The sequence below is a fragment of the Enterobacter sp. KB-221C9 genome (assembly GCF_041320715.1).
In the GTDB taxonomy this organism is placed as follows: domain Bacteria; phylum Pseudomonadota; class Gammaproteobacteria; order Enterobacterales; family Enterobacteriaceae; genus Enterobacter; species Enterobacter asburiae_D.
Genome location: NZ_JBGIWG010000007.1, coordinates 143,751 through 169,210 on the forward strand (window position 1 = coordinate 143,751; position 25,460 = coordinate 169,210).

General features: G+C 52.2%; 21 protein-coding genes, 1 tRNA gene and 1 pseudogene. 14 read left to right on the top strand and 9 right to left on the bottom strand.

Annotation, left to right across the window (positions count from 1 at the left end; translation table 11 throughout):
• Positions 1-83: 83 nt before the first annotated feature.
• From AB8846_RS12600 to AB8846_RS12610, 3 genes are all read left to right on the top strand, one after another.
• The gene (locus AB8846_RS12600; RefSeq protein WP_370732831.1) at positions 84-1,049 is read left to right on the top strand and encodes an aldo/keto reductase; all 966 of its coding nucleotides are present in this window, start codon (positions 84-86) and stop codon (positions 1,047-1,049) included.
• Between the two features lie 15 nt (positions 1,050-1,064).
• Positions 1,065-1,580 carry an NAD(P)H-dependent oxidoreductase gene (locus AB8846_RS12605; RefSeq protein WP_370732832.1) on the top strand — a complete coding sequence of 172 codons (516 nt, stop codon included), beginning with the start codon at positions 1,065-1,067 and terminating at the stop codon, positions 1,578-1,580.
• Positions 1,581-2,384: 804 nt separating this feature from the next.
• Positions 2,385-4,028, top strand: coding sequence for an acetolactate synthase large subunit (locus AB8846_RS12610; protein WP_370732833.1), 1,644 nt, complete (start codon positions 2,385-2,387; stop codon positions 4,026-4,028).
• Between the two features lie 235 nt (positions 4,029-4,263).
• Here AB8846_RS12610 and AB8846_RS12615 read toward each other — a convergent pair whose 3' ends face one another.
• A complete protein-coding gene (locus AB8846_RS12615; RefSeq protein WP_370732834.1) occupies positions 4,264-6,276 on the bottom strand; it encodes a pyridoxamine 5'-phosphate oxidase family protein in 2,013 nt (670 codons plus the stop codon).
• Between the two features lie 309 nt (positions 6,277-6,585).
• Complete coding sequence (locus AB8846_RS12620) at positions 6,586-6,978, bottom strand: VOC family protein (protein WP_221553243.1); 393 nt, start codon at positions 6,976-6,978, stop codon at positions 6,586-6,588.
• Between the two features lie 436 nt (positions 6,979-7,414).
• Here AB8846_RS12620 and AB8846_RS12625 point away from each other — a divergent pair, with 436 nt between their 5' ends.
• The 4 genes from AB8846_RS12625 (at position 7,415) to AB8846_RS12640 (ending at position 10,848) form a co-directional block, all read left to right on the top strand.
• A complete protein-coding gene (locus AB8846_RS12625; RefSeq protein ID WP_370732835.1) occupies positions 7,415-7,990 on the top strand; it encodes an ABATE domain-containing protein in 576 nt (191 codons plus the stop codon).
• A 540-nt stretch (positions 7,991-8,530) separates the two neighbouring features.
• A complete protein-coding gene (locus AB8846_RS12630; RefSeq protein ID WP_370732836.1) occupies positions 8,531-9,106 on the top strand; it encodes a TetR/AcrR family transcriptional regulator in 576 nt (191 codons plus the stop codon).
• 50 nt (positions 9,107-9,156) lie between these two features.
• A complete protein-coding gene (locus tag AB8846_RS12635; protein ID WP_370732837.1) occupies positions 9,157-9,633 on the top strand; it encodes a DUF1348 family protein in 477 nt (158 codons plus the stop codon).
• A 207-nt stretch (positions 9,634-9,840) separates the two neighbouring features.
• Entirely contained in the window at positions 9,841-10,848 is a 1,008-nt protein-coding gene (locus AB8846_RS12640; RefSeq protein WP_370732838.1) for an alpha/beta hydrolase, read from the top strand.
• Positions 10,849-11,060: 212 nt separating this feature from the next.
• Here AB8846_RS12640 and AB8846_RS12645 read toward each other — a convergent pair whose 3' ends face one another.
• Complete coding sequence (locus tag AB8846_RS12645; protein WP_370732839.1) at positions 11,061-11,786, bottom strand: type 1 glutamine amidotransferase; 726 nt, start codon at positions 11,784-11,786, stop codon at positions 11,061-11,063.
• Positions 11,787-11,899: 113 nt separating this feature from the next.
• Between AB8846_RS12645 and AB8846_RS12650 the strand changes: the two genes are divergently transcribed.
• Positions 11,900-12,667, top strand: a complete 768-nt coding sequence (locus AB8846_RS12650; protein ID WP_370732840.1) for a helix-turn-helix domain-containing protein — start codon at positions 11,900-11,902, stop codon at positions 12,665-12,667.
• Positions 12,668-12,835: 168 nt separating this feature from the next.
• Here AB8846_RS12650 and cynS read toward each other — a convergent pair whose 3' ends face one another.
• Positions 12,836-13,306: a cyanase gene (cynS, locus tag AB8846_RS12655; RefSeq protein ID WP_032650464.1), complete on the bottom strand. Its 471-nt coding sequence runs from the start codon at positions 13,304-13,306 to the stop codon at positions 12,836-12,838.
• Positions 13,307-13,333: 27 nt separating this feature from the next.
• A complete protein-coding gene (locus AB8846_RS12660; RefSeq protein WP_048268850.1) occupies positions 13,334-13,993 on the bottom strand; it encodes a carbonic anhydrase in 660 nt (219 codons plus the stop codon).
• A gap of 110 nt (positions 13,994-14,103) precedes the next feature.
• Between AB8846_RS12660 and cynR the strand changes: the two genes are divergently transcribed.
• Positions 14,104-14,991, top strand: a complete 888-nt coding sequence (cynR, locus tag AB8846_RS12665) for a transcriptional regulator CynR (RefSeq protein ID WP_370732841.1) — start codon at positions 14,104-14,106, stop codon at positions 14,989-14,991.
• 144 nt (positions 14,992-15,135) lie between these two features.
• Here cynR and AB8846_RS12670 read toward each other — a convergent pair whose 3' ends face one another.
• Positions 15,136-15,351: a YdgH/BhsA/McbA-like domain containing protein gene (locus AB8846_RS12670; protein ID WP_101744661.1), complete on the bottom strand. Its 216-nt coding sequence runs from the start codon at positions 15,349-15,351 to the stop codon at positions 15,136-15,138.
• A 295-nt stretch (positions 15,352-15,646) separates the two neighbouring features.
• Between AB8846_RS12670 and AB8846_RS12675 the strand changes: the two genes are divergently transcribed.
• Positions 15,647-16,081 carry a hypothetical protein gene (locus AB8846_RS12675; RefSeq protein WP_074439267.1) on the top strand — a complete coding sequence of 145 codons (435 nt, stop codon included), beginning with the start codon at positions 15,647-15,649 and terminating at the stop codon, positions 16,079-16,081.
• A gap of 43 nt (positions 16,082-16,124) precedes the next feature.
• Here AB8846_RS12675 and AB8846_RS12680 read toward each other — a convergent pair.
• A pseudogene (locus AB8846_RS12680) lies at positions 16,125-16,235 on the bottom strand (arsenic metallochaperone ArsD family protein); the annotation flags it as partial.
• Positions 16,236-16,490: 255 nt separating this feature from the next.
• Here AB8846_RS12680 and AB8846_RS12685 point away from each other — a divergent pair.
• Positions 16,491-17,477 (top strand): AAA family ATPase, encoded by a 987-nt coding sequence (locus tag AB8846_RS12685; RefSeq protein ID WP_032294507.1) that lies wholly within the window; start codon positions 16,491-16,493, stop codon positions 17,475-17,477.
• Between the two features lie 3 nt (positions 17,478-17,480).
• Complete coding sequence (locus AB8846_RS12690) at positions 17,481-19,871, top strand: S8 family peptidase (protein ID WP_370732842.1); 2,391 nt, start codon at positions 17,481-17,483, stop codon at positions 19,869-19,871.
• Positions 19,872-19,972: 101 nt separating this feature from the next.
• Here AB8846_RS12690 and AB8846_RS12695 read toward each other — a convergent pair whose 3' ends face one another.
• The gene (locus tag AB8846_RS12695) at positions 19,973-21,157 is read right to left on the bottom strand and encodes a tyrosine-type recombinase/integrase (protein WP_370732843.1); all 1,185 of its coding nucleotides are present in this window, start codon (positions 21,155-21,157) and stop codon (positions 19,973-19,975) included.
• A gap of 162 nt (positions 21,158-21,319) precedes the next feature.
• Positions 21,320-21,414: transfer RNA gene (locus tag AB8846_RS12700), tRNA-Sec, on the bottom strand.
• A gap of 288 nt (positions 21,415-21,702) precedes the next feature.
• Between AB8846_RS12700 and AB8846_RS12705 the strand changes: the two genes are divergently transcribed.
• Both AB8846_RS12705 and yicI read left to right on the top strand, forming a co-directional pair.
• Positions 21,703-23,094, top strand: a complete 1,392-nt coding sequence (locus AB8846_RS12705) for a glycoside-pentoside-hexuronide family transporter (RefSeq protein ID WP_370732844.1) — start codon at positions 21,703-21,705, stop codon at positions 23,092-23,094.
• A 12-nt stretch (positions 23,095-23,106) separates the two neighbouring features.
• Positions 23,107-25,425 (top strand): alpha-xylosidase, encoded by a 2,319-nt coding sequence (gene yicI, locus AB8846_RS12710; protein WP_370732845.1) that lies wholly within the window; start codon positions 23,107-23,109, stop codon positions 25,423-25,425.
• The last annotated feature ends 35 nt before the right edge of the window (positions 25,426-25,460 follow it).

Sequence of the window (25,460 nt, forward strand, 5' to 3'; positions counted from 1 at the left end):
ACTAACAATTTTTAAGCAACAAATCCAGCCATATACTTAACCGCTCAAAATCATCACAGCGTTAAGAAAAGTCAGGATTCACTATGAAAATGAGAAGGTTGGGGAGCCAGGGGCTTCTCGTATCGGAAATGGGACTGGGGTGCATGGGCATGGATCATGGCTATGGCTATTCAGTTGAAATCCGTGAACGAACTAAGCTGATAGATAAGGCTGTGGAGCTGGGTTGCAACCTCTTCGACACTGCCCCTATTTACGGTTTTGAAAATGAAGAACTTCTGGGCATTGCGCTCAAAAAACACAGGGACAGCGTCGTCATCGCGACCAAGTTCGGCGTAACCGGGATGGAAACTATTGATGGTCAACTGGTGCCAGTGTTAGACAGCAGTCCGGCGTCTGTCAGAAAGCAACTGGAAGGTTCACTCAGTCGCCTTCAAACCGACCATATCGACCTGTTTTATCAGCATCGCGTTGATCCAAAAGTTGAGCCGGAAGTCGTGGCGGGATTAATGAAAGAGCTGATCGCCGAAGGCAAAATAAAGTACTGGGGCCTATCCAATGCGCCAGCGTCTTACATACGGCGTGCCCATGCAGTCTGCCCGGTTACCGCAGTTGAAGATCAGTATTCGATGATGTGGCGTAAGCCTGAGCAGGATCTGTTTAAAGTCTGCGATGAACTTGATATTGGCTTTATGGCATACAGCCCGCTGGGTAATGGATTCCTGAGTGGTCAGGTGACAGTTAATACCACCTACGGGGAAGGCGATTACCGGGGCATGATGGGGCGCTTCAAACCTGAGGTTATGGAAAATAATCAGTCGCTTCTTAATCTAATCGCTGACATTGCCGAAAGAAACAACGCAACTTCGGCACAGGTTGTCCTCGCATGGGAACTGGCTCAGAAGCCTTATATCGTGCCGATCCCGGGAACAACGAAATTACACCGGCTGGAAGAGAATTTTCATGCTGCAAATGTTCAGCTCAGTGATGCCGAATTAAATGACATCAATGAAGCTTTATCCAGGATTCAAATTGACGAAACATTCTTTTAAAAATAAGAGATCGAAATGAAAACAACGGTATTTGTTACACATCCCAACATTCATCTGTCCCGTGTTAACTCGGCGCTGGCAAAAAGTGCAGCATCACTGCCCGATATTAATGTACGTTATCTGTATGACATGTATCCGGATGGTAAAATCGACGTGGCCGCTGAACAGGCTGCGCTGGAAAATACCGATCGTATTGTGCTGCAGTTCCCGATGCAGTGGTACAGCACGCCGCCACTTCTCAAGCTGTGGCTTGATGATGTACTGACCTACGGCTGGTCACATGGTGGCGAAACACAGGCGCTGCATGGCAAGCAACTCATGCTGGCAGTTTCGCTCGGTGGTGCTGAGTCTGCGTATCAGCCAGATGGCGCAGCCGGTCATACGGTAAGCGAATATCTGCTGTCCTTTGAAACCATCTCCGGGTATCTGGGTATGCATTATCTCAAGCCTTTCATTACCGGCGGAAGTGCGACGATCACCGACGGAGAAATTGCGGCACAGGCTGAACGCTACAAAACGGTATTAGTCTGATTAGCATCATGCATTCTTTCGATTATTAAAACGCTCAAATGTGCTGGTTGTCGCTGAGGATTATAATTGCGGCAACCAGCATAACTATGGCTGCAGATGGCTGTTGTGACGGCCCTCAGCAAACACAAGATACCCGCCCCTACGCTTTGCCTTCCCGGGACAACGGGTGAAGTGACCTGCACCCCTTTGATTGACACAGAACGTTGTTAGCAATGTCCGCTCCTCGCTCAGGGTGGACAGTCTACCTGCCCAGGCAGTCATCCCCTTCGTAGGATATTTTTTACCAGATGCCTCCTCCTTCATTTCACCAGCCCACCCACCTCAACAGAACCGTTTTTACCTTTTTCGGATCTCCGGAGCGAAGAAGATAAATAAGTGCACTGAACGCAATAAATAACGTTTTTTATTGCACCAATGGAGTCTCTGCAGAAAAAGAAAAATTCAAGTCTAAATAAGACTGTTTCAGCAACAAGAGGAAAGGGATGTTATTCAGGTATTTTATCGATCTTTCTCTTACGCCCCGAATCGCCAACGATTTTACATGTTTACATGCACCGCAGGGTGATTTATGGAGTATCCCCGGGTGAACGAAACTGGCCCGTAGTAGCTTTTTCATTCTCATGAATCAGTAAAAATATTGACTATGTAGAACGATCATTCTACCTTTGAGTTAAGGTGTAGACAGACCGTTCTACATTAAGCTCATGTTACAGGTTATGCCCTATACACGAGAAAAGATATCGGCAGACTGGCGCGGTGCAGCCTGAATGTCGTTCCTGACAACTGACTCCGAGGTTAAACAAGATGGCTAAGGCCTCCGATATTGTTGTGCGGTGCCTGGTAAGCGAAGGCGTTGAGTATGTGTTCGGCATTCCCGGTGAGGAAAACCTCAGCTTGCTGGAGTCTCTTCGTAAGTCGCCGATCAGGCTGGTGCTGACCCGTCATGAGCAGTCCGCCGGTTTCATGGCGGCCACCTACGGCCGCCTGACCGGCAGGGCAGGAGTGAGCTTGTCCACTCTCGGCCCTGGCGCAACCAACCTGGCTACTGCGGGTGCTTACGCGTATCTGGGTGGCATGCCGATGCTTATGATCACCGGTCAGAAACCGATCAAAAAACCCAGACAGGGTCGCTTTCAGATTATCGACGTATGCAGCATGATGGCCCCCATCACCAAATACACTCACCAGCTTGCTTCGGCAGACAATATCCCTTCACGCATGCGTGAAGCGTTCCGCCTGGCTGAAGAAGAAAAACCGGGTGCCGTGCACCTGGAGCTGCCGGAGGACATCGCCGCTGAGCAGACTGACAGCATACCGATCCCGCGCAGCCTCAACCGCTGGCCACTGGCAGAACATTCCGCTATTGACGCGGCCGTAGAGAAACTGCGGAAGGCCCGCAGCCCGATCCTAGTGATCGGTGCGGGGGCCAGCCGCAAAATGGCTGCAAGGGCCCTGAAGCAGCTGATCGACAAGACCGGCATCCCGTTCGTTACCACACAACTCGGCAAGGGGGTCGTGGACGAGCGTCACCCGCGCTTCGTGGGGAACGCTGCACTGTCCACCGGAGACTTCGTCCATCGGGCCTTCGAATCTGCTGACCTGATCGTCAATGTAGGTCATGACCTGAGCGAGAAACCACCGTTTCTGATGGTTCGCGGCAGTACCGAAGTCATTCATATTGACTACCGGTCCGCCGAAGCCGATGCCCTGTATTTTCCGCAGCTCGAAGTGACCGGTGATATCGCTGACGCTGTGCGGAGGATCGGCGATGCACTGAACAACACTGTACAGTGGGATTTCACCCGTTTTCTGGCGATTCGGGAGGCTAATGAAGTGCAGATTGCCGAAGGCGCAGATGATGACCGCTATCCGGTGTACCCACAGCGTCTGGTGGCCGACATTCGTCGTGCAATGCCGTCTGAAGGCATCGTGGCACTGGACAACGGTATTTATAAAATCTGGTTTGCCCGCAACTACAAGGCGCACAAACCGAATACGGTCCTGCTCGACAATGCCCTGGCGACCATGGGAGCTGGCCTGCCGTCAGCAATGGCCGCGCATCTGGTTTATCCGGATCGACCGGTGATTGCCGTGTGCGGCGATGGCGGCTTCATGATGAACAGCCAGGAGCTTGAAACCGCCCTGCGCTTAGGCATGCACATAACCGTCGTCATACTGCGTGACGACGGTTATGGCATGATCCGCTGCAAGCAATCCAGAATGGGTTACGCCCAATTCGGTGTGGGCTACGGCAATCCGGACTTTGTGAAATATGCAGAAGCGTACGGCGCCAGTGGTTACCGTGTTGAAAGCGCCGGAGCCTTGCTCCCCCTGCTGGAACGCTGCATTAAGACCCCAGGCGTTCACGTAATCGACTGCCCGGTCGACTACGGCGAGAACGATCGGATCCTTAATGATGAATTGCGCGCGAGGTCGCTGGCCGTCTGAGGGGGATTCAAAGCCGCCGGATTACGGAACCTGTTGGGTCAAGTCCGGCCGCCGGCGTGCCGTCGCTTTCGGTTCAGGGTGTGTAAAAACGTGACCGGCCACTGTCAACGAGCAGGCCGGCCCGCATCCTGTGCAGATACACACAAAACGGACAGAGGAAGACTGCCACCGCCTGAGTGAGTCAGGCGGGGCTGCCCGACTCGCTCAAAACCCGTCCCCGAAAAACCGGAACCGTTCACAGTTCTATTTCTACGTGCCCTTCCGCAGGAACAGCACAGCAAACCAGCACCTCGCCGTCGGCGGGAGCGATCGCCGGCTGGCATGGATAGTGCACGCTTCCGGAAACCAGCCGGGCGGCGCACGAGCCACATTTACCTGAGCGGCAGTTGTAGCCGGGCCTGAGACCCGCAGCCTCAGCAACGTCCAGAAGAGTCCCGCTCTGACTCGTCCATTCGGCGTTGACTTCCGATGAGGTAAAAGTGATCTGTGCACTCTCAGGGAGTACTGCAGCCGGGAATACCTCCCCGGGTTCACCGAGCTCGCCGGCACCGAAGAATTCATGGTGGATATGCGAAGGATCCACGCCAATTTCACGTAACCCCGCATAAAGCGATCGCATGAAACTTTCCGGCCCGCACAAGTAAAACTGATAGCCGCCAAAGGGTAACAGCCTGCTGAGAGCACCCACGCTGAGCCGCGCCTCAGTGTCGTGTGTATCCCCCAGTTTGTCCTCCGGGCCGGGAGCACTGTATGCCGTGAAGAGGCGAAGCCAGTCGTATCTTTGGGCCATAGCCCTGAGCTCGCGACGAAACGCCTGGCTGGCACTGTTCCGCGTTCCATGGACGAAGTAAACCATGCGCCGGGATGCCCCTTTTTCAAGGGCCAGTATCTGCGCATCAAGCATGGCCATCATGGGTGTTATACCCACGCCCCCGGAAAGCATGACGATCGGCTGGGTGCTGTCATCCAGCACGAAGCTGCCCGCAGGTGACCCTACCTCGATGACGTCCCCGGCTTCACAATGGTCGTGCAGCAGCCGGGACGCCACCCCGTATTCTTCCCGCTTGACCGAAAGGCGATAGTTCTGCCCGTTTGGTCCCTGCGAAATTGTGTAACTACGCTGAATTACCTCACCATTGCTTCGAAGCCGTACCGGCAGGAACTGTCCCGCCTGATGCATCTCAACCGAACCACCATCTGCAGGTGTAAGGTAGAAAGAGGTGATGTTATCGCTCTCTTTAATCTTCGACGCTACCCGGAAATGCCTGTAGCCACCTGTTGTGAGTGCGGCCAGACGCGCATCGTTCCAGGTACCCGTGGCAACAAGTCCGGGCCACGGCTCGGATTCGGGCCCGATAACCGGCACCACGGCACTGGCATGCCAGATTTCTTCCGGTACCACGTCTACGATGCGCTCGGCACCTTCAAACGACCTGATACGGTCGGGGTCCCAGTCGACGGAACCGCGCCCCGTGAGTACCACTGCCTCACCCGTTTCAAAATCCGGTACGAACAGGCCGACCCGACCGTCGCTCTCGATGTTCCCCAGCGTGTTGAAAAAGCGATTGCCGGAGAAATCGGGAAAGGAGAGCGTGCCGTCCCCGTTGATACCGAGAAATCCCGGACGCCCGCCCCGGTGCGAGGCATCGACACCGGCGCTTCCGCCATCCAGCGAACCAGCCGCACGGGAGGCGATAAAGAAAGTGTCAGCGGCCTCAATAATCCGACGAACTTCCGGATCGGTCAGGCTGCCGCGCCGGCGACTCACATCTCCCGGCTCGCCCTTGCCAGGAGGCAGCTGCCGGGCCTGAATGTATTGCGGACAGTTTCCGAAGCTCTGATCGACCCCGATGGTGATAACACCAGTCGAGGCATTTTGTATCCGGCCATTCACTCGATTGCGCCGTCTGCTGAACAGGTCAATCCCGAGTGCGCCAACGCTGGCGCCGGGTGACAGATCCAGGCCGAGTTCACGCGAAAGAGCGGGGTCCCGGTGGATCTCGAGTGTGTCCGGAGTGGGGGAAATCAGGAAACCTGGCGATCCGAGAGCCGGAACGCACCACGGCCGGCCGTCTGAATCGAGCAGTCCCAGAATCAGCATCTGGAGATTTTCAAAGAAGTTACGATGTTGCAGAGGCATCTCGGTGCGTACAAAACCTTCCACCTGCTTAAGCCATTCCTCTGGCACTTCGGCACGTGCCTGTACTGCACGTTCACCGTCATGAAAGACACTGCGTGTCTGCTGCATGGGGCACCCCTTGGGATCGTTTACCGTTGCTGTAAGGCCAGAACCCGCTTCGACGAAGCGAAATAATCACTGGCACCTGAAGCGAGAAAATTGCCTTCACTGTAGGCGTAAAAAGCCTGTCAAATGCCCCACGGATCCCATGCCACATCATTCTAAATGTATGGCTCATGCAGAGGAGCAGCCCGGCCCCCCGTCCTGCGGTGAGCAATCCGGCTAACAGGACGGCAATCGCACAGGCAACAGCCGCCAGGGGCATTACCCTGATATAGCATCACGGTAATGTCCCTGGCACAGGGCATCAGAAACTACTTAACCCGGGTAATAGAATTCAACCCGTATGCCGCTCGGTTCGTAGCACATCATGTGCATAGACGGCCCCTCGCGGAGCAGGGTGGGCTCAAATTCAATTTCAACCTGATTTGCCTTCAACACTTCAAGGATCTGGTAAAGGCCCTCTTTAGTCTCCACCTGCAAAGCCAAGTGATGGAGTCCGACATTGTTTTTACGATTGAACTGAATGGGTTGTTCTGTTTGCGTTTTCCAGAGTGTGAGCATCACAGCACCGTCTTTCACGAAGATGGCCGGGTAATCGTCGCGTCGTTTGACTTCCTGCCAGCCCAGTAAATCAGTAAAGAACGCTGCGCTCTCTTCAAGATTTGATACGGCTAAACCAACATGTTGTACACCATGAGTTAATGGCATTGTTCCTGTCCTCTTGTTAATGGATCTGTTTAGGCCCGATCGTCAACCGGCAAGCGCGCCTGTGGTTTGTGAAATTTCTGTTTAGCTTCGAACAGCCGTGCCTTTCATCGGGAAAACAGTGACTACCCATTTCTTTAAGCGAGCCTATTCGCCATTACTGCCCGCCCGGCTCCGGGCTGCTGAATGCCTGAAGTGGATCAACTCGACTGACGGACATGGCGGTCAGGAAATTCCCGGACGGCCTCGCGGTAAAAGACATTAACGTTACCTGCCCGCCTGTCGGGGTAGTGCATCTGCGCCGTCGTGTTATCTGCTATCGATAATCCCGAATGTGAAGGCGACATAGCAATCATCGCGTAACCATTAAAGTGCTTAATTGAAGGTTACACACAATTCTGGTAACCTGTCAAAATTATTTAATGGGTTACAGGTGCGTATGGAAATCAAAAATCTTTCTTCCCCGCCTCTCTTCCTGGCCGATAATCTCGCGCTGGACTTCATCAACAGTGAATACGGGACGGGCGAAGACCGGCATGATTGCTTTGATGACGCCCGGAGCGTTATCGACTGGCTGCAAAGGGTGGGCCTTGTGCCGAAAGGAACTATGGCTCCGCGTGGGCTACTCGAGGAGGCTCGCCAGCTGCGCGGTGCAGCCCGCGCGGTCGTGCATGCTGCCATGAAGTCTAGTGAGTCAGACCTGACGGTGGTTAACCGAATTCTCGAGATAGGACGCCCTGAAACGCGGCTGAAATGGGATCAGGATACACAACGCTATCGTGTGGATGTTTATTCAGGTGCTGGCAGCCCGGCAGGCCTCCTCTGGCCCATAGCCGATGCACTTGTGAAGCTGGTCACGGATGAAAAGTTCAAATATGTGCGGCAGTGTGAAGCCCATAACTGCATTTTACTCTTTCACGATCTGAGTAAATCCCATCGCCGGCGCTGGTGCAGCATGGCCACCTGCGGCAATCGCATGAAAGTGGCCGCATTCCGAAACAGGAAAGCTACATAGCAACTCAGGCCGCACCTCTGAAAGTGCGGCTTCAGGACACGCAGGTAACAACATCAGTGTCCGGGTCTGCGGACACATTATTCTCCGCGCAATGAATGTAACGTGAACTGGATTATCCTTAATAACAAACGCTATGTAATAAACCTGATGCCCTTAAATGGCGGGTACAGGTTGACGGTAGCCAGTGAGCGCACCAGTATTTCTCTCGACCGCGCTCAGATGGAACGAGCTATCAGGAAGCATCTGGGTTTATCAGGTAAGAACCATCGTACAGAGTTAACCAGCAGCGCAGCTTGAAGCTGCCTTGTTATATATACCCCGCCTAATCCGGGCCCTCATTCCGGATACTCTTTCCCCGTCAACAATTTCTTTTCAAAAAAACAGCCGATCGCAAAAATAAATTTATTGGCAATTTAATGATTTATAAGACTTATTTAACCACTATTCCACCCGTAAAAAAAATAATCACCAATTAGTGCTTGACCAGGTAGAACGATCGTTCTACCTTTAAGGCATGAACAAGAGGCTAGCGAGAAGGTCATGAACAAGAAGCCAACGGATACCCGAGAAAAAATCCTCACTACCGCTGAACAACTGATCTATCAGAACGGAATCCACGCCATGGGCATGGACCTTCTGGTGAAGACCTCAGGCGTCGCAAGGAAGAGTATTTATCGCCATTTCTCGAACAAGGAGGACGTGGCATCGGCCGCGCTGAATGGGCGCGACGAGCGCTGGATGCAGTGGTTCAGAACCGAATCTGATAAAGGCGAAACGCCTCAGGATCGCATTCTCAACATGTTCACTGTTCTGAAAAGCTGGTTCGAGTCCGAAGGCTTCCGTGGCTGCGCCTTTATCAACACAGCCGGGGAAGTGGGAGATCCGGATGACCCCGTGCGCCTGATAGCGAAAGTGCATAAGCAGAAGCTGCTGGATTATGCGCTCGAGCTCAGTGGGCAACTGAACACCGGACACGCTGAGGAACTGGCCAGGCAACTGCTGATTCTGATGGAGGGGGCTATCACCGTAACATACGTGATGGGCGACCGGGATGCCGCTGACAACGCACGGGACGTTGCGAAGATTTTGCTGGAACGGGTCTCCGCCGGGGCCTGAGTGAAGAGTATTGCTATTAACTACAAACCCGAATTAACAGGAGTTTTACCATGACTAATACACAAGTTCGTCCGCCGCTTCCGCCGTTTACACTGGAAACGGCTATCGAGAAAGTTCGCCTGGCTGAAGATGGCTGGAACAGTCGCGACGCTGCAAAAGTCGCGCTGGCTTACTCGCTGGACACCAAATGGCGTAACCGTGCGGAGTTCGCGAATAATCGTGATGAAGCCGAAGCGTTCCTCGCCCGTAAGTGGAAAAAAGAGCACGAGTACCGGCTCATTAAGGAACTGTGGGCGTTTACCGGGAACCGCATCGCCGTCCGTTACGCATACGAGTGGCATGATGACTCGGGTAACTGGTTCCGCTCTTACGGCAACGAAAACTGGGAATTTGAGGCCGATGGCCTGATGAAGCGCCGCTTCGCGTGCATCAATGACATGCCTATCCAGGAAAGCGAGCGCAAGTTCTTCTGGCCGCTGGGACGCCGTCCTGACGATCATCCGAGCCTGTCTGACCTGGGCCTGTAAGTTATTCAGCTATCCCGCGTAAGGCCCGCGACCACTGTCCTGGTCGGGGCTTTTCTCGACCGGTCGATGTAAAAATGCGAGCTGGTTGAGGCGGGGGCTCTTAAGTTTTTCTCGGTGCGTGGTATTCAGAAACAGGTAAAGCCGGTGTGCTTTGCCCATTTATATAGCGCACTATTTTATAGCGAACAATATTATTAAGGTCATACTATGAATATGAAATCTGTGTTGCTGACTGCCGCAATGGCAGCCGTTTCCGCCAACAGCTTTGCCGACGCGTCTCAGCCGGAGCGTCACGTGCAGGAATTTCTCAATGCCCTGAACGGTGCCGGCGGCAAGCCTATTGAACAGTTGTCTCCGCAGGACGCGCGTCAGGTGCTGGTCAGCGCCCAGAAAGGTGCGAAACTGCCTGCTGCTGACGTCACTGATAAAACGATCAACGTTGATGGCGGCTCCATCAAACTTCACATTGTGAAGCCTCACAACGCACAGGGTACCCTGCCGGTCTTTATGTTCTTCCACGGCGGCGGCTGGATACTGGGCGATTTTGCGACGCACGAACGTCTTGTTCGTGACCTGGTGACTGAGTCCGGTGCAGCGGCCGTCTTCGTCGACTATACGCCATCACCGGAAGCGCATTTCCCGGTTGCGATTAATCAGGCTTATGCAGCAACCCGCTGGGTTGCCGAGCACGGTAGCGAAATTGGCGTTGACGGCAGTCGTCTGGCGCTGGTAGGTAACAGCGTCGGCGGTAACATGGTTGCAGCCGTAGCGCTCCAGGCCAAACAGCATAAAGCGCCCGCGATCCGCTACGAAGTCATGCTCTGGCCTGTAACTGACGCGAACTTCAATACCGGGTCTTACAACCAGTATGAGAACGGGTATTTCCTGTCGCGTAATATGATGAAATGGTTCTGGGATGCTTACACCACTAAAGAAAGCGATCGTAACAACATCCTGGCATCGCCGCTGCGCGCCACGCCTGAACAACTGAAGGGGCTGCCTCCTACTCTGATTCAGACAGCCGAATTTGACGTGCTGCGCGATGAAGGTGAGGCGTTTGGCCGCAAACTTGATGCCGCAGGTGTCGACGTGACCGTGACACGCTACAACGGGTTAATTCATGACTACGGCCTGCTGAACGCGCTGAGCAACGTGCCTGCTGTGCGGACCGCTCTTGCTCAGGCCGGCGATGAGCTCAAAGAACACCTGAAATAACTGCCTGGACCGGCCGGTTTCATCGGCCGGTAGTTTTTGCCCTCTGCCACTGTCCGGACTGCCGCACGAACTTTATGAAACCGGACTATTTAGCATTTTTTGTACTTCCCCCGTTAAGCTTGCGACCTGTTGCCTGCCGGGGGCTTTTTTTTTCGACTCAGTAACGTTGTCAGTCATCAACCCGGCTCGTGATCCTGCTGCAGGTCATGAAATCATAACCCGGTCCGACGGTAGCGTGACTCGAGCTTGTCGAGAAAAGTGAACAACACATTATTCATTTTTGTGTAGTCGTGGGTCCTTAACTCTTCCGCTGACTGGACAAACCGATAGTCTGCCGCCCGGCTCAGGTCATCGCCGGAATGCGCAATCAGTAATTCAACAACGGACCGCGTGAGTTCCATGTGGCACTGAAACCCGTAGACCAGATCAGAATAAGCCACTATCTGTCGCGGGCAGCCTTCGCTCCAGGCGATAATTTCGGCCCCCGTCGTAAGTCCCGGCATATCGTTATGCCAGTGCCCGACGTCAAGCTGATGGCCGAAGTGAGAAAACAACGGGTTGTGCTCGCTCGCAGCGGTCATAAATACCGGAAACTTACCGATTTCTTTTTCCGGACTGTGGGCAAACGGAGCCCCCAGGGCTTCCCCAATCAACTGGGCGCCCAGGCAGACGCCGATGACGGCTTTACCCAGAAGAACTGCAGAGGCAATAAGCGCCTGTTCGGCAAGGGAATCGAAATGTGCACATTCATCAGGGGTGACGGACGGATCCTGTGGCCCTCCCATCACTACCAGCAGATCGATATCCCGTACATCACCAGGAAGCTTTTGACCCGCATACACGCGCGAAAAGGTTACCTTGTGGCCACGAGCCATAGCCCAGGTTTCAAACGCCCCGGGTGCTTCAAAATCTTCATGCACAATAAAATGTACTTGCATAGGCTTATATCCTTCTGAGTCCTGTTGAGTAATAGGTCAGGTGCACTCCCCCCGCGAAATACCGGTCGGGTGACGCCAGTCGGATCATGATAGACGTGAGGTTTGAATCTGAAATGCCAGTAAGCATCGATAAAGCGCCAAGACACGATGAATCAGCGGGCTGGTCAGCCACGGCCATTTCCTACCAGCGCGGGGAAGAGGATCCCCCTCATTATCACCTGGAAGGAGAACTTTTATACGCCAGCAGTGGCGTTCTGCTGGTTGAGGCTGCAGGCAGGCGATGGGTTATTCCCCCTCAGCGGGCGCTCTGGCTCCCACCGTTGATGGAACACTCTTACAGACTTCTGTCGTATACGGAGCTGCGCGCGGTTTACCTCAGCGGCAGCCTGATTTCTGAGTGCACACATTTCTCAGAGAATAACCGGGTACACGTGATCGACGTGGTCCCGCTGGTCAAGGAGTTAATAGCTGGTCTGTTTAACAATGATTACCACACGCTCACGAAGCGAAAAATGGCGCTTTTACTTCTGGAAATCATCGGCGAAGCGCCCTCCGTACCCGCAGAGCTACCGATGCCGCAGGATGACCGATTATTACGTGCAGCAGGGGAGCTGATGCTCAGCCATCGCTGGGAAACCACGTTATCTGATATGGCTGACATAGCAAACATGTCGGAAAGGTCTTTCTCCCGCCTGTTTTTACACGATACGGGGTTCAGCTTCCGGACATGGAAACAGCGGGCAAGAATATACGCATCACTGGATCTTCTTTCCGAAAACGTATCAGTTAAACAGGTTGCCTGGCAGCTTGGCTTTTCTTCGCCTGCCGCATTTTCAGCCGCATTCCGCGCAGTTATGGGGGTAACACCCGGTGAGTTTTGACGGGATTAGCCGGGGTACGACGGCACACCGGGCATTGCCGCTATCCGGCACCGTGACGATGCTGACACAGAAGCTTTCAGGCGCTCAACGAGGGAGCGGCAGCACAGCATCGCGACTGAAAACGCAGGCAGCCCGGCACTTCAGTTACCGGGCTGGGTGATGAGGGGATCAGAAAGGCTTGGTTGGCAGGTACTTGCCGTCCAGGGTGATCACGGCACGGTGCCCACCGTCCGGATCTTCAACTTTTTTGATGTCCAGCTTGAAGTTAATGGCGCTGATTATGCCATCGCCGAACTTCTCGTGAACCAGTGCCTTGAGGGTTGGACCGTACACTGACATCATCTCGTAGAAACGGTAGATTGTCGGATCGGTCGGGATGCCATCGGCAAAGCTGCCGCGCACGGGCACCGACTGCAGCAGTTTAACTTCATCGGCATTCAGGTCGAGCTTCCTGCCGACAACGACCGCTGCGTCGGCAGGTAACGGATGCTGGCCAAGCAAAGCTGCGGTAACGAAGGCTTCCGACAAGCCGGTCCCGTCAACAATTTCGGCGAAAGAGAGGTCCTTGCGGGCCTTAGCCAGAATGATGGTTTCGGTGAGTGCCTGACGTGCGGCCTGGGTAACTTGAGTCTGGATCATGGTCTTTTCTCCTGGTAGGTAAGGGGTTCAGGCAACATGCCTGGATTGTGAGGAAACGGCGTTAACTTCTGGATTTTCAGCAAGGGACACGAAGGCACCGGTTCTGCCATCAAAAGCATCAATACGACCGCTCTCAATGTCATAGATCCAGCCGTGCAGGGTCACCCGGCCTTCTTCAAGCGCCAGACGAACGGACGGATGAGTCTGGATATTAGCCAGCTGAGCGATGACGTTTTCGCGCACCATAGCTGCGACTTTGGCTGACTGGTCGGAATGCTGTCGGGCTTCATTGACCACACGGGCAGAGTCGGCATAGCGCAACCAGCTCGATACGGCGGGCATATGGTCGAGGCACTTACAGGTGGCAACGGCGGTCATGGCGCCGCAGTCAGAGTGGCCGCAAATCACGATGTCATTCACCTGGAGCGCGGCGACTGCATACTCCACTGAGGCTGAAACCCCGCCCGGTTCCGGGCCGTAAGACGGCACAATGTTACCGGCGTTGCGGATCACGAATAAATCGCCAGGTTCGCGCTGGGTAACCAGCTCGGGCACCAGACGGCTGTCAGAGCAGGAAATGAACAATGCTCTCGGACTTTGCTGATTAGCCAAGCTTTTGAACAGCTTGACCCGCTCGGGGAAAGCGTTTTTCTGGAACTTCAGAAAACCTTCAATAATCTCTTTCATGGTTGCAATCTCAGTGTCGGTTGTGTGTGACTGAGATTAAACAACCCGTAGCATAAGGTAAAAGTCTATATTATTATGGATTAATTCAGATAATCTTATGATGGTAAGTTATGCTCGCACGTCACATACGGTATTTTCAGGCGGTTGCTGAACATCTCAGCTTCACCAAAGCTGCGGCTGCACTGCACGTCTCTCAGCCAGCCCTCTCGCAGCTGGTAAAGCAACTGGAAGAAGAGCTCGGCACCCAGTTGTTTGACCGATCTGGTCGTACAACACGTCTGACGGATACCGGACACGCTTATCTTCAGTATGTACGCCGTGCATCTCAGGAGCTGCGGGAAGCCACGCGCGCGATCCACGACGTGAACGATCTCAGCCGTGGTTCGCTTCGCTTAGCCGTGACGCCAACCTTCACAACGTATCTTGTCGGGCCGCTGGTCGAGGCATTCCACCTTCGCTACCCGGAGATCACCCTCAATGTACGGGAGATTTCACAGGAAAGTATGGAAGAGCTTCTCCAGGAAGGGGAGCTGGACGTGGGGATAGCATTCGGGGATGTTCACAGTCCTGACATCGACGCGATACCGTTGCTGGACGAAACGCTTGCCCTCGTGGTAAACAGCGGGCACAGGCTTGCGAAGGAAAAATCTGTCGGGCTACAGGCTTTGAACACCGAGTCACTGGTATTACTCAGCAAGGAATTCGCGACCCGCGAACAGATTGACAGTTACTGCCGTAGACACAGTATTCATCCAAAGGTGCTGATGGAAGCTAACGCTCTCGGGGCGGTAATAGAAATTGTCCGCAGGACATCTTTGTCCACGCTCCTGCCCGCCAGAACGGCCCTGGCCCAGGATAATCTGGTGGCGATCGCCCTGGAACCCGAGCGCCTGACGCGCACAGCGGTCCTGATGCGTCGAAAGGACGCTTATCAGAGCTTTGCTGCTCGAGCATTTACTGAACTGGCAGCAGAAATCTCCGCGCAGCTGAACGGGTAACTGCCTTTTTACAGTGACAGACGCAGGCAGGACCGGTGCTTGCCTGGCAGCCGGTCAGTAAGAAACAGTTATACCGCAGTCTCAAAAGCAGAAAGGGCCGCCCGTCGGGCGGCCCTTTCCGGCACCTCCTTGTACGACCATTCCTTATTTGTGCAGCTTAGCGGTCATGTGTACGACGTCATTGCTGCTGGCTTCAGTGATGGTGTATTGAGCACCCTGTTGCTGAGCCTGCGCAGCAATCTTAGCCTCAGCCTCGTCGAGCGTCAGCGCAGTCGCGGTAATGCTCTGCGCTGATACTGAGGCTGACATCAGTGAAAGAGTGGTTACGGCGACGATTGACAAAGTTTTGATAATTTTCATGGTCTTAATCCTTAGGTTATATGGTCAAAGGAGTGTTCTCCTTCGCTGTAACACAAGGTTAAGGAATTCATCTTATAAGGTAAAAGTCTCATTTATTATTGATTTAATCAGAAAATATTATATATACACAAGGGCTGAAGAACGAAGATGTAATCAATACCGGTGCATGGCAGCCTTCGTGTCAGAAACAACCTTAGGAGCCTTATTCCATTTGTTGCGATAATAAACACTTTGTGCAATATTGCACAAAATGACTCATATATGACAGTTGGTTCAATGGGAGCGTACGGCTATTATGAATAAATTGTACGAACTAAAACATTTCGTGAAAGGCGATAGGATTCATGTTCAGGCTCAACAAATCTGGCTAATACTCGTCAGCCATATCGAAAGTTCCAAACTCAGTAACCCTCGCCCACGATGGGTGCAACCTATCACATACAGTGAAGTCGCTTCCCGCATGAAACGTGAGGAGCCGAATGCTGGTTTTTTTCTTTCGAGACAATTGGGCATCTTAGGTAATTTGTGTCTTGAAAATGGCTTACCGCCCATCAACTGCATTGTTGTCAATAAAAGTACTCGTGTACCGGGAAGTGAAGTCGTGTTGACAGGTGATAATTCGCTTGATGACGATCAGAAGGCAGTGTTCAGTTATGACTGGTTTAGTGTAAGAGTTCCTACAACAGGAATGCTGCGTAGCGTCTGGGAAGACAGGGCTAATTGGAAATAATTTTTGCCATACCGAAGCACTTTGGTGTGCTTCGGATAACCTATACACCACGTCCTTTCAACCACTGCACATCAACCAGAACCTGATTGACATCTGAACCGCATACGCCGGTACTGCAACATATTGCCGGGTGAAACACCGTTAACGTTTCCATTCTAAATACCTCACATTCGAAAAATCATACATAACTTTTGTTGTAGATTTTTTTATCATGATATCAATAAGTTAAGAAAATTATTGATATTCATATTTTTATAATATTCCCTAAAGGATGTAACCCCCATTCTGATATACAAATAAAATCTTCAGGGATTCAAGAAATGTTGATAGAACGAACTTCTTATGGCGTTATGCCGATGCTAAACTGAACCAAATGTTTTATTTGTATGGGTATGCTCAGGGGAAAAAGATGGCTAACGGTAAGGTTCTCAGACAGCTTATAAAAGCTGGAGCGACAGGTGATGTCGCGGCCTTCCGTCGTGTTTCGGAAGTGATCATTGAGGAAGAACGACAAAAACAACATCATCTTCTTGCCAATGATCTTGAACATATTCTTTATGGTGATCACGCAATACAAACCTCTCGAGTGCCCGCTGCACCTCCAGTGCCAGTGGACAAAGAGCGGGGCTTGCCCTTGCTAGATATTAGACAGCCAAGTCGTTCTTTAGATGAAATCGTACTACCTGAATCAAGTTCAGATGCTGTCGAAGAGATACTTGAAGAAAATCGTAGGGCTGATGTGTTACGCACTTACGGAATGAAAGCTATCAGCAAAGTTATTTTTTTTGGTCCTCCTGGGTGCGGTAAAACTCTTGCTGCAGAAGTAGTGGCTTGTGAATTGGATATGCCGTTGGCCATCGTAAGGCTTGATACTCTGGTTTCTTCATATCTTGGTGAAACTGCTGCTAACCTACGCCAAATATTTGATTTTATCTCTCAATACCCAATGGTTGTACTCTTCGATGAGTTTGATGCTATAGGTAAAGAACGTGGGGATAGTGGGGATCATGGTGAGTTAAGACGAGTTGTGAATGCTGTTTTACAAATGATGGATGCATACCAAGGAAAAAGCTTAATTCTTGCAGCAACAAACCATGAACATATCCTGGATAGTGCTATTTGGAGGCGTTTTGACGATGCTATCGAGTTTCCACTACCCGATAAACATCAGTTGTCAGAATTGATGAAACTCAAACTTCGTGGTATTCGCCGCCAGTTTGAGCTTGAAGACGATGAAGTTCTCTCACTATTCATTGGGAAAAGTGGTGCTGATTTAGAACGGATTGTAAGACGTGCAATCAAGAGAATGATTTTACGTAGCCAAGAGTTTTTGACTCTCAAAGATCTTAAGAATGCACTTTTACGGGAAAATATAAACAAAACTCGTCAGGGATAATAAATGACGGAACAATATCAACATCTTAGTATTGCTAAAGAATCTCTTCAGAACCCTAGACGCACACGCCAGTTCAAAATTCCGAGAACACAGCGTGCTGACTTGCGCTTACATGGACGCATTTTGTCTGAGCAATTACGAAGTATTACACAATTAGCTAATCCACAAATTCCAGGAAAGGATAATGATGGTCGGTATATGCTGAAGTTACAGTATACCGGGATGTTAGATATTGCTCATATGGATAGGCATGGAATAGAGTTCGTCAGTCAAGAAGATAAAACAATATGTATTGCCTTTGCTGATGAACGAGGAATCGCTGTTTTTGAGGAACACCTTTCACAGCTTGGTCACGCTCATATAACCTACCAGCAAATTTTAACCGCATTGGATAGTGTTGATGTTTGGACTAATGAGGATCGCAAAAGCTGGTCAGTGAAACAGTATGGGTTTCCTGATTCAGATTCCTTCGGTCTAGATGTTGAGCTGTGGCCGATAGAAACGACACAACATCCTTCTCGAGCTCGGATCTGCGGAGAATTTGAAAACTGGCTCCGTGAAAATATGATTTTTCGCTTGGATAGAATTAATCTTGATAGTTTGCTGATGTACCGGGTAAGAGTAAATTTAGAGCAAGCTGAAAAACTGCTTGAGCACCGTGATGTTCGAATGGTGGACCATCTTCCTGTCAGTGGAATCTCGTATGAGAAACTGAACAAGGATATCAATCTTATCCCCGAATATATCCCATCTCCATCACCTAATGCAGTAAAAGTTTGCATCCTTGATAGTGGAATTAATACCGCACATCCACTATTGCGTAGTGCAATAGCTGAGAGTGCCTGCTTCGTGGATAATGAAGATGAATCTGACCATTTTGGACATGGTACTGCTGTTGCAGGTATTACCCTATATGGTGATGTTGAGGCTTGCGATGCTAGTAATTTCTGGCAACCGTCAATGTGGTTATATAATGGAAAAATTCTTAATGCCCAAGGGGAATTTGATACTGCTACGATTGAAACAACTTTGACCGAAGCAGTAGAATATTTCGTTGGTCTAGGATGTCGTATTTTTAACTTATCACTTGGCAATGCAAATGCGCCTTACGATGGAAAGCACATCCGAGGTATTGCTTATGTGCTAGATGTGCTGGCGAGGCGTCACAATATTCTTTTCGTAGTTTCCGCAGGTAATTTTAATGGTAGCAGTGACCCTGATGTTCCAGTAGAAAGTTGGCGGGCAGAGTATCCCAGCTATTTAATGCACGATAGCTCAGTTATTATTGATCCAGCGCCCGCACTCAATGTTCTAACGGCAGGAAGCTATGCAAGGCATAATGCAACATTTGACGCTCAACGTCGTGCTGATGAAATTAGCCATTTAAGCCCTGCAGGTGAATATCAACCTTCGCCATTCACGCGGCATGGACCTTCTGTAAAAGGTGCATTTAAACCAGAAATAGTTGCGCACGGTGGAAACTTTGCGGCACCTATGCGTAATGCTGGAGGTCAATGGCGACAACATGCCAGAGGACTTGGTGTGCTAAGCTGCCACCATCAATTCCAAGGAAGTACTCTTTTCTCTGAACAAAGTGGAACTAGTTTTTCTGCACCTTATATCACGCACCTTGCTGCACGTTTACTCAATGAATATCCAGATATGTCTGCTAATATGTTGCGAGCTATGCTTGTCAATCACGCTGCGCTGACACCGCAGATGGAGAATACATTCTCAGAAGAGGTTACAGAACATTATAAATCTGAACCTTCAACCCGAAATCGTAGTGTTATTCGAGATGTCGTTGGATATGGAATTGTTGAGGAAGATGGTTTATATCGCTCGTCCGAGGAAGTAGTTGTTATGATGTGTGAAGAGCAAATCTCTGATGACACTCATCAATTCTTTGAGCTTCCATTACCTACATCTTTTTTAAGAACTCAGCGAGCAGTAAGAGAACTGCACATTACTTTAGCGTATTCACCAGCAGTCAGGACAACGCGATTAGATTATACAGCAACACAAATATCTTACAGGCTTGTTAAAGGTTCTTCGTTGCAAGATGTTCAGCAATATTTTAATCATGATATACAAGATGGTACGGATTCTAGGAATGACGATGCGGTAAGCAATCGTTCTATTACTGCACAACAACGTGATCATGGTACAGTACAATCCTCTAGTTGGACTTTTAAGCAAAGGTCTCCAGATGAAAAGTGGTTTGTGGTTGTAACTAGAAATGATCGTGAGTGGGGCACCCCACTTAATAGCCAATATGAACCTTATGCATTAGTTGTTACTGCAACGGACAGAGAAAACGCTGAAGCTAATCTTTATGCCGAAATTGAGGCACGAATTCGTGAGCAGGAGCGTTCCAGGGCTCGGGTAAGTTAAATATAAAGTATTTAGCTTTTAAGCTAGGTGGAAAAAAAAGATTCTCGATCTCTATTATAAGAATGCTAATAGGGGTTGAGAATCTTTATACTGCTGAATTTTCACATATCTCGAGAGGCTAAACTTTCTACATAATCTGCATACTTCTGCATCATTTCTCTCCGCCCTTCCAAATACTGAGCATGGTTGTAAGTCCCACGTATCGCATTCTTATCCACATGCGCAAGCTGCATTTCTATCCATGCTGAGTTAAAGCCTTTTTCATGAAGGATAGTACTCATCGTGTGGCGGAAACCATGCCCCGTCAGCCTTCCTTTATATCCCAATAGCTCAATCACCTGATTAACGCTTTCCTTTGAGATCGGCTTCGTTCGATCATTGCGTCCGACGAAAACCAGTGGGTATAGCCCCGTAATAGGCTTTAGTGACTCAAAAAGTGAGACAACCTGATTCGACATCGGAACGATATGTTGTCGTTTCATTTTCATCACTTCAGCGGGGATCTCCCAGAGCCGCTTTTCAAAATTGATATCCTCCCAACGGGCAAAACGTAATTCCTGAGTTCGTACCCCTGTAAGCATGATGATTTGAGTTGCAGTCTTGGTAATAACACTCCCGGTATAGCCTGCAAGATCTCTAAGAAAATGAGGAAGCTCTTCGGCAGTCAGGAAAGGAAAATGCGTTTTCTTTGGTGTAGCGAGGGCTGTAGCGAGGTCAGGTGCAGGATTGTATTCAGCGCGTCCGGTCACGATCGCATGACGGAATACTTCACCGCAGCGCTGTCTGACTTTACGCATCTTTTCTAATGCGCCACGTTTTTCCATCCGGCGAAGAGTTTCCAGCAATTCCATGGGCTTAATTTCAGCTATGGGACGCTTACCGATGTAGGGAAAAATATCCTTTTCAAAGGTATCAATAATTTCATCACGATAACGTAACGACCAACGATCCGCTCTCAGTTGATGCCATTCCCGGGCAATAGCTTCGAAGGTATTTTCATAGTTGAGCTTTTGAGCGATTTTCTCTGCTTTCTTTAGTTCTCCGGGATCGCTTCCAGCAGATAGTAACTTTTTCGCAGCTTCACGTTTTTCACGGGCTTGAGCAAGAGACACCTCAGGATAAACGCCAAAGGCGAGGCGCTTTTCTTTACCTGCATAACGATACTTTAAACGCCAGTAGCGTGAGCCGTTGGTGGTTACTTCAAGGTAGAGGCCTCCACCATCAGATAGCTTGTACGGCTTATCTTTGGGCTTGGCTGTGTCGATTTGTCTGACTGTTAGCTTCATTGGGGGCATCTCAAAATGGGGCTATAAATCATGCCCCCCATTATGCCCCCAGAATGCACTTGATTCTGGTAGAGACAGTTGACCTCAGGAGAACATAATCAGCAGTAATTTCGGGTATTATAGGGGATTTACTTGAGACAGTGGAGTTCAGTAGAGGCTAATTGGCGGAAGATCACAGGAGTCGAACCTGCCCGGGAACGCTGGCGTCCCCAACTGGATTTGAAGTCCAGCCACCTCACCGGAGATGACGATCTTCCGCGCCTCGATTGCTACATGGAGGCGGGGCGCATTATAGCTACTTTCAGGCATTTACCACATACCCCGACACACTTTTTTCACCTCTCTTTTGACCTGTACACCCCTGTTTCAGTTAATTCCTAAGAAAATCCTCATGTTAGCCCCTCGCGCTCTCAACATTTACCGCGATCACAAAAAACAAGAAACGTAATCTGCTAACCAGAAAACGCAATACCCGCTCCTGAAACAATGGTTTAAAACTTTGTAACCGGTCTCAGCGCCCCCTACAGCGTGAAGGATAAAAAAAGATGAGTGAAGTATTGTCAGTAAAAGAGAAGATTGGCTACGGCATGGGAGATGCTGCCAGCCACATCATTTTCGATAACGTCATGTTGTACATGATGTTTTTCTACACCGATATTTTCGGCATTCCCGCCGGGTTTGTCGGGACCATGTTCCTGCTGGCGCGCGCGCTGGATGCGATCTCCGACCCGTGCATGGGCCTGATTGCCGACCGCACCCGCAGCCGCTGGGGCAAGTTCCGTCCGTGGATTTTGTTTGGCGCTATCCCGTTCGGTATCGTCTGCGTGCTGGCCTACACCACGCCGGACCTCAGCCTCAACGGCAAAATGGTTTACGCCGCCGTTACATACACCCTGCTGACACTGCTCTATACCGTGGTTAATATCCCCTACTGCGCGCTGGGCGGCGTGATCACCAACGACCCGACGCAGCGTATCTCCCTTCAGTCCTGGCGCTTTGTGCTGGCGACGGCGGGCGGCATGCTTTCCACGGTGCTGATGATGCCGCTGGTGAACCTGATTGGCGGCGACGATAAGGCGTTCGGCTTCCAGGGCGGGATCGCCGTACTGTCGGTGGTCGCGTTCCTGATGCTGGCGTTCTGCTTCTTCACCACCAAAGAGCGCATCCAGGTGCCGCCGAGCACCACCTCCATGCGGGAAGACCTGCGCGACATCTGGCACAACGACCAGTGGCGCATCGTCGGCGTGCTGACCATCCTCAACATCCTCGCCGTCTGCGTGCGCGGCGGCGCGATGATGTACTACTGTACCTGGATCATGGGCTCGCCGGAGGTGTTCGTCGCGTTCCTCACCACCTACTGCGTCGGCAACCTGATTGGCTCCGCGCTGGCGAAACCGCTCACCGACTGGAGGTGCAAGGTCAGTATTTTCTGGTGGACCAACGCCGCGCTGGCGGTGGTCAGCGTGGCGATGTTCTTCGTCCCGATGCATGCCACCGTGCTGATGTTCGCCTTTATCTTCGTCATCGGCGTGCTGCACCAACTGGTGACGCCAATCCAGTGGGTGATGATGTCCGATACCGTCGACTACGGCGAATGGACCAACGGCAAGCGCCTGACCGGCATCAGCTTTGCGGGCACGCTGTTCGTACTGAAGCTTGGCCTGGCGCTGGGCGGGGCGATGATCGGCTGGATGCTGGCAGGCGGCGGCTACGACGCGGCAGCCAAAACCCAGAACAGCGCGACCATCAGCATCATTATCGGCCTGTTTACCCTGGCCCCGGCGGTCTGCTACGTGCTGAGCGCAATTATCGCCAAGCGTTACTACACGCTGAAAACCCCTTTCCTGACCAAAATCATGGGCGAGCTGGCGCAGGGCGCGCGCCGCAATCAGCAGGAGTTTGAAAAACTGCCGGTCAGCAAAGAATTACAGAACTAAGAGGACGAGAGTATGAAAATCAGTGATGGGAACTGGCTCATTCAACCGGGCCTGAACGTGACGTATCCGGTTCAGGTGTTCGACGTGGAGCAGCAGGGCAATGACCTGGTGGTGTTTGTTGCGCCGCGCGACGTGCGCGAACGCACCTGGCAGCTCGACACGTTGATGTTCACGGTGCGCCTGTTTGCCCCGCAGGAAGGGATTGTCGGGGTGCGCATCGAGCACTTCCAGGGCGCGCTGAATAACGGCCCGCACTATCCGCTGAACGTTCTGAAAGACGTGAAGGTAGAGATTGAAAACAACGCGGAGTTTGCCGAGCTGAAAAGCGGCAGCGTCAGCGTGCGCGTCACCAAAGGCGAGTTCTGGGCGCTGGATTTCCTGCGCAACGGGCAGCGCATTACCGGCAGCCAGCTGAAAAACAACGGTTACGTGCAGGACAGCAATACCGATCGCAATTACGTGTTCGAACGTCTGGATCTGGGCGTGGGCGAAACGGTCTACGGCCTGGGCGAGCGCTTTACCGCGCTGGTGCGCAACGGCCAGACGGTCGAAACCTGGAACCGCGACGGCGGCACCAGCACCGAGCAGTCCTACAAAAATATCCCGTTCTACCTGACCAATCGCGGCTACGGCGTGCTGGTGAATCACCCAGAAAACGTCTCGTTTGAAGTCGGCTCCGAGAAAGTCTCCAAAGTGCAGTTCAGCGTGGAAGGGGAATATCTGGAGTACTTCGTGATCGACGGCCCGACGCCGAAAGAGGTGCTGAACCGCTATACCCAGTTCACCGGGCGTCCGGCGCTGCCGCCTGCCTGGTCGTTCGGCCTGTGGCTGACCACCTCGTTCACCACCAACTACGACGAAGCGACGGTAAACAGCTTTATCGACGGCATGGCCGAGCGCGATCTGCCGCTGCACGTCTTCCACTTCGACTGCTTCTGGATGAAGGCCTTCCAGTGGTGCGACTTCGAGTGGGACCCGGTGACCTTCCCGGATCCGGAAGGGATGATCCGCCGCCTGAAAGAGAAAGGGCTGAAGGTCTGCGTGTGGATTAACCCGTACATCGGCCAGAAATCCCCGATCTTCCGGGAGCTGAAAGAGAAAGGCTACCTGCTCAAGCGCCCGGATGGCTCCCTGTGGCAGTGGGACAAATGGCAGCCGGGGCTGGCGATTTATGACTTCACCAACCCGGAGGCGTGCCGGTGGTATGCCGACAGGCTGAAAGACCTGGTAGACATTGGCGTCGACTGCTTCAAAACCGACTTCGGCGAACGTATCCCGACGGACGTGCAGTGGTTCGACGGGTCCGATCCGCAGAAGATGCACAACCACTACGCCTACATCTATAACGAGCTGGTGTGGAACGTGCTGAAAGAAACGGTGGGGGAAGAAGAGGCGGTGCTGTTTGCCCGTTCGGCGTCCGTCGGTGCGCAGCAGTTCCCGGTGCACTGGGGCGGCGACTGCTACGCCAACTATGAATCCATGGCCGAAAGCCTGCGCGGCGGGCTGTCGATTGGCCTGTCCGGCTTCGGGTTCTGGAGCCACGATATCGGCGGGTTCGAAAACACCGCGCCGGCGCACGTCTACAAGCGCTGGTGCGCGTTCGGGCTGTTCTCCAGCCACAGCCGCCTGCACGGCAGCAAATCCTACCGCGTGCCGTGGGCGTACGATGACGAGTCCTGCGACGTGGTGCGCCACTTCACGCAGCTGAAGTGTCAGCTGATGCCGTATCTGTATCGTCAGGCGGCGCTGGCCCGCGAGTTCGGCACGCCGATGCTGCGGGCGATGATGCTGGAGTTCCAGGACGATCCGGCGTGCGATTACCTCGACCGCCAGTACATGCTGGGGGATTCATTGATGGTTGCGCCGGTGTTCTCCGAGGCGGGGGACGTGCAGTTTTACCTGCCGGAAGGTCGCTGGACGCACCTGTGGCATAACGACGAAATTCAGGGCAGCCGCTGGCATAAGCAGCAGCACGATTTCATGAGCCTGCCGGTCTACGTGCGCGATAACACGCTGCTGGCGCTGGGTAACAATAACCAGAAGCCGAACTACGCGTGGAATGAGGGGACGGCCTTCCAGCTGTTTAACCTGGACGACGGCGCAACGGCGGTGAGCGAAGTGCCTGCGGCGGACGGCTCCGTGGCGTTCACGCTGAAGGCGTCACGTCGGGGCGACATCGTGACCTTTACCGGCGCGGGAGACGCGCAAAACTGGTCGGTGTGCTTGCGCAACGTGCAGAAGGTGAGCGGCGTAAAAGGTGGTTCACACTCGGGCAGCGAGTGGGGTGTGGTGGTGAAAGCGGACGGGAATGAGGTGGTGGTTCACTTCTGAGCCGTAAAAATGCCCGGTGGCGCTTCGCTTACCGG

Excerpts from the sequence above, each read along its gene's own strand:
- AB8846_RS12600 (WP_370732831.1), top strand. The coding sequence starts at position 84 with ATGAAAATGAGAAGGTTGGGGAGCCAGGGGCTTCTCGTATCGGAAATG.
- AB8846_RS12605 (WP_370732832.1), top strand. The coding sequence starts at position 1,065 with ATGAAAACAACGGTATTTGTTACACATCCCAACATTCATCTGTCCCGT.
- AB8846_RS12610 (WP_370732833.1), top strand. The coding sequence starts at position 2,385 with ATGGCTAAGGCCTCCGATATTGTTGTGCGGTGCCTGGTAAGCGAAGGC.
- AB8846_RS12615 (WP_370732834.1), bottom strand. The coding sequence starts at position 6,276 with ATGCAGCAGACACGCAGTGTCTTTCATGACGGTGAACGTGCAGTACAG.
- AB8846_RS12620 (WP_221553243.1), bottom strand. The coding sequence starts at position 6,978 with ATGCCATTAACTCATGGTGTACAACATGTTGGTTTAGCCGTATCAAAT.
- AB8846_RS12625 (WP_370732835.1), top strand. The coding sequence starts at position 7,415 with ATGGAAATCAAAAATCTTTCTTCCCCGCCTCTCTTCCTGGCCGATAAT.
- AB8846_RS12630 (WP_370732836.1), top strand. The coding sequence starts at position 8,531 with ATGAACAAGAAGCCAACGGATACCCGAGAAAAAATCCTCACTACCGCT.
- AB8846_RS12635 (WP_370732837.1), top strand. The coding sequence starts at position 9,157 with ATGACTAATACACAAGTTCGTCCGCCGCTTCCGCCGTTTACACTGGAA.
- AB8846_RS12640 (WP_370732838.1), top strand. The coding sequence starts at position 9,841 with ATGAATATGAAATCTGTGTTGCTGACTGCCGCAATGGCAGCCGTTTCC.
- AB8846_RS12645 (WP_370732839.1), bottom strand. The coding sequence starts at position 11,786 with ATGCAAGTACATTTTATTGTGCATGAAGATTTTGAAGCACCCGGGGCG.
- AB8846_RS12650 (WP_370732840.1), top strand. The coding sequence starts at position 11,900 with ATGCCAGTAAGCATCGATAAAGCGCCAAGACACGATGAATCAGCGGGC.
- cynS (WP_032650464.1), bottom strand. The coding sequence starts at position 13,306 with ATGATCCAGACTCAAGTTACCCAGGCCGCACGTCAGGCACTCACCGAA.
- AB8846_RS12660 (WP_048268850.1), bottom strand. The coding sequence starts at position 13,993 with ATGAAAGAGATTATTGAAGGTTTTCTGAAGTTCCAGAAAAACGCTTTC.
- cynR (WP_370732841.1), top strand. The coding sequence starts at position 14,104 with ATGCTCGCACGTCACATACGGTATTTTCAGGCGGTTGCTGAACATCTC.
- AB8846_RS12670 (WP_101744661.1), bottom strand. The coding sequence starts at position 15,351 with ATGAAAATTATCAAAACTTTGTCAATCGTCGCCGTAACCACTCTTTCA.
- AB8846_RS12675 (WP_074439267.1), top strand. The coding sequence starts at position 15,647 with ATGAATAAATTGTACGAACTAAAACATTTCGTGAAAGGCGATAGGATT.
- AB8846_RS12685 (WP_032294507.1), top strand. The coding sequence starts at position 16,491 with ATGGCTAACGGTAAGGTTCTCAGACAGCTTATAAAAGCTGGAGCGACA.
- AB8846_RS12690 (WP_370732842.1), top strand. The coding sequence starts at position 17,481 with ATGACGGAACAATATCAACATCTTAGTATTGCTAAAGAATCTCTTCAG.
- AB8846_RS12695 (WP_370732843.1), bottom strand. The coding sequence starts at position 21,157 with ATGAAGCTAACAGTCAGACAAATCGACACAGCCAAGCCCAAAGATAAG.
- AB8846_RS12705 (WP_370732844.1), top strand. The coding sequence starts at position 21,703 with ATGAGTGAAGTATTGTCAGTAAAAGAGAAGATTGGCTACGGCATGGGA.
- yicI (WP_370732845.1), top strand. The coding sequence starts at position 23,107 with ATGAAAATCAGTGATGGGAACTGGCTCATTCAACCGGGCCTGAACGTG.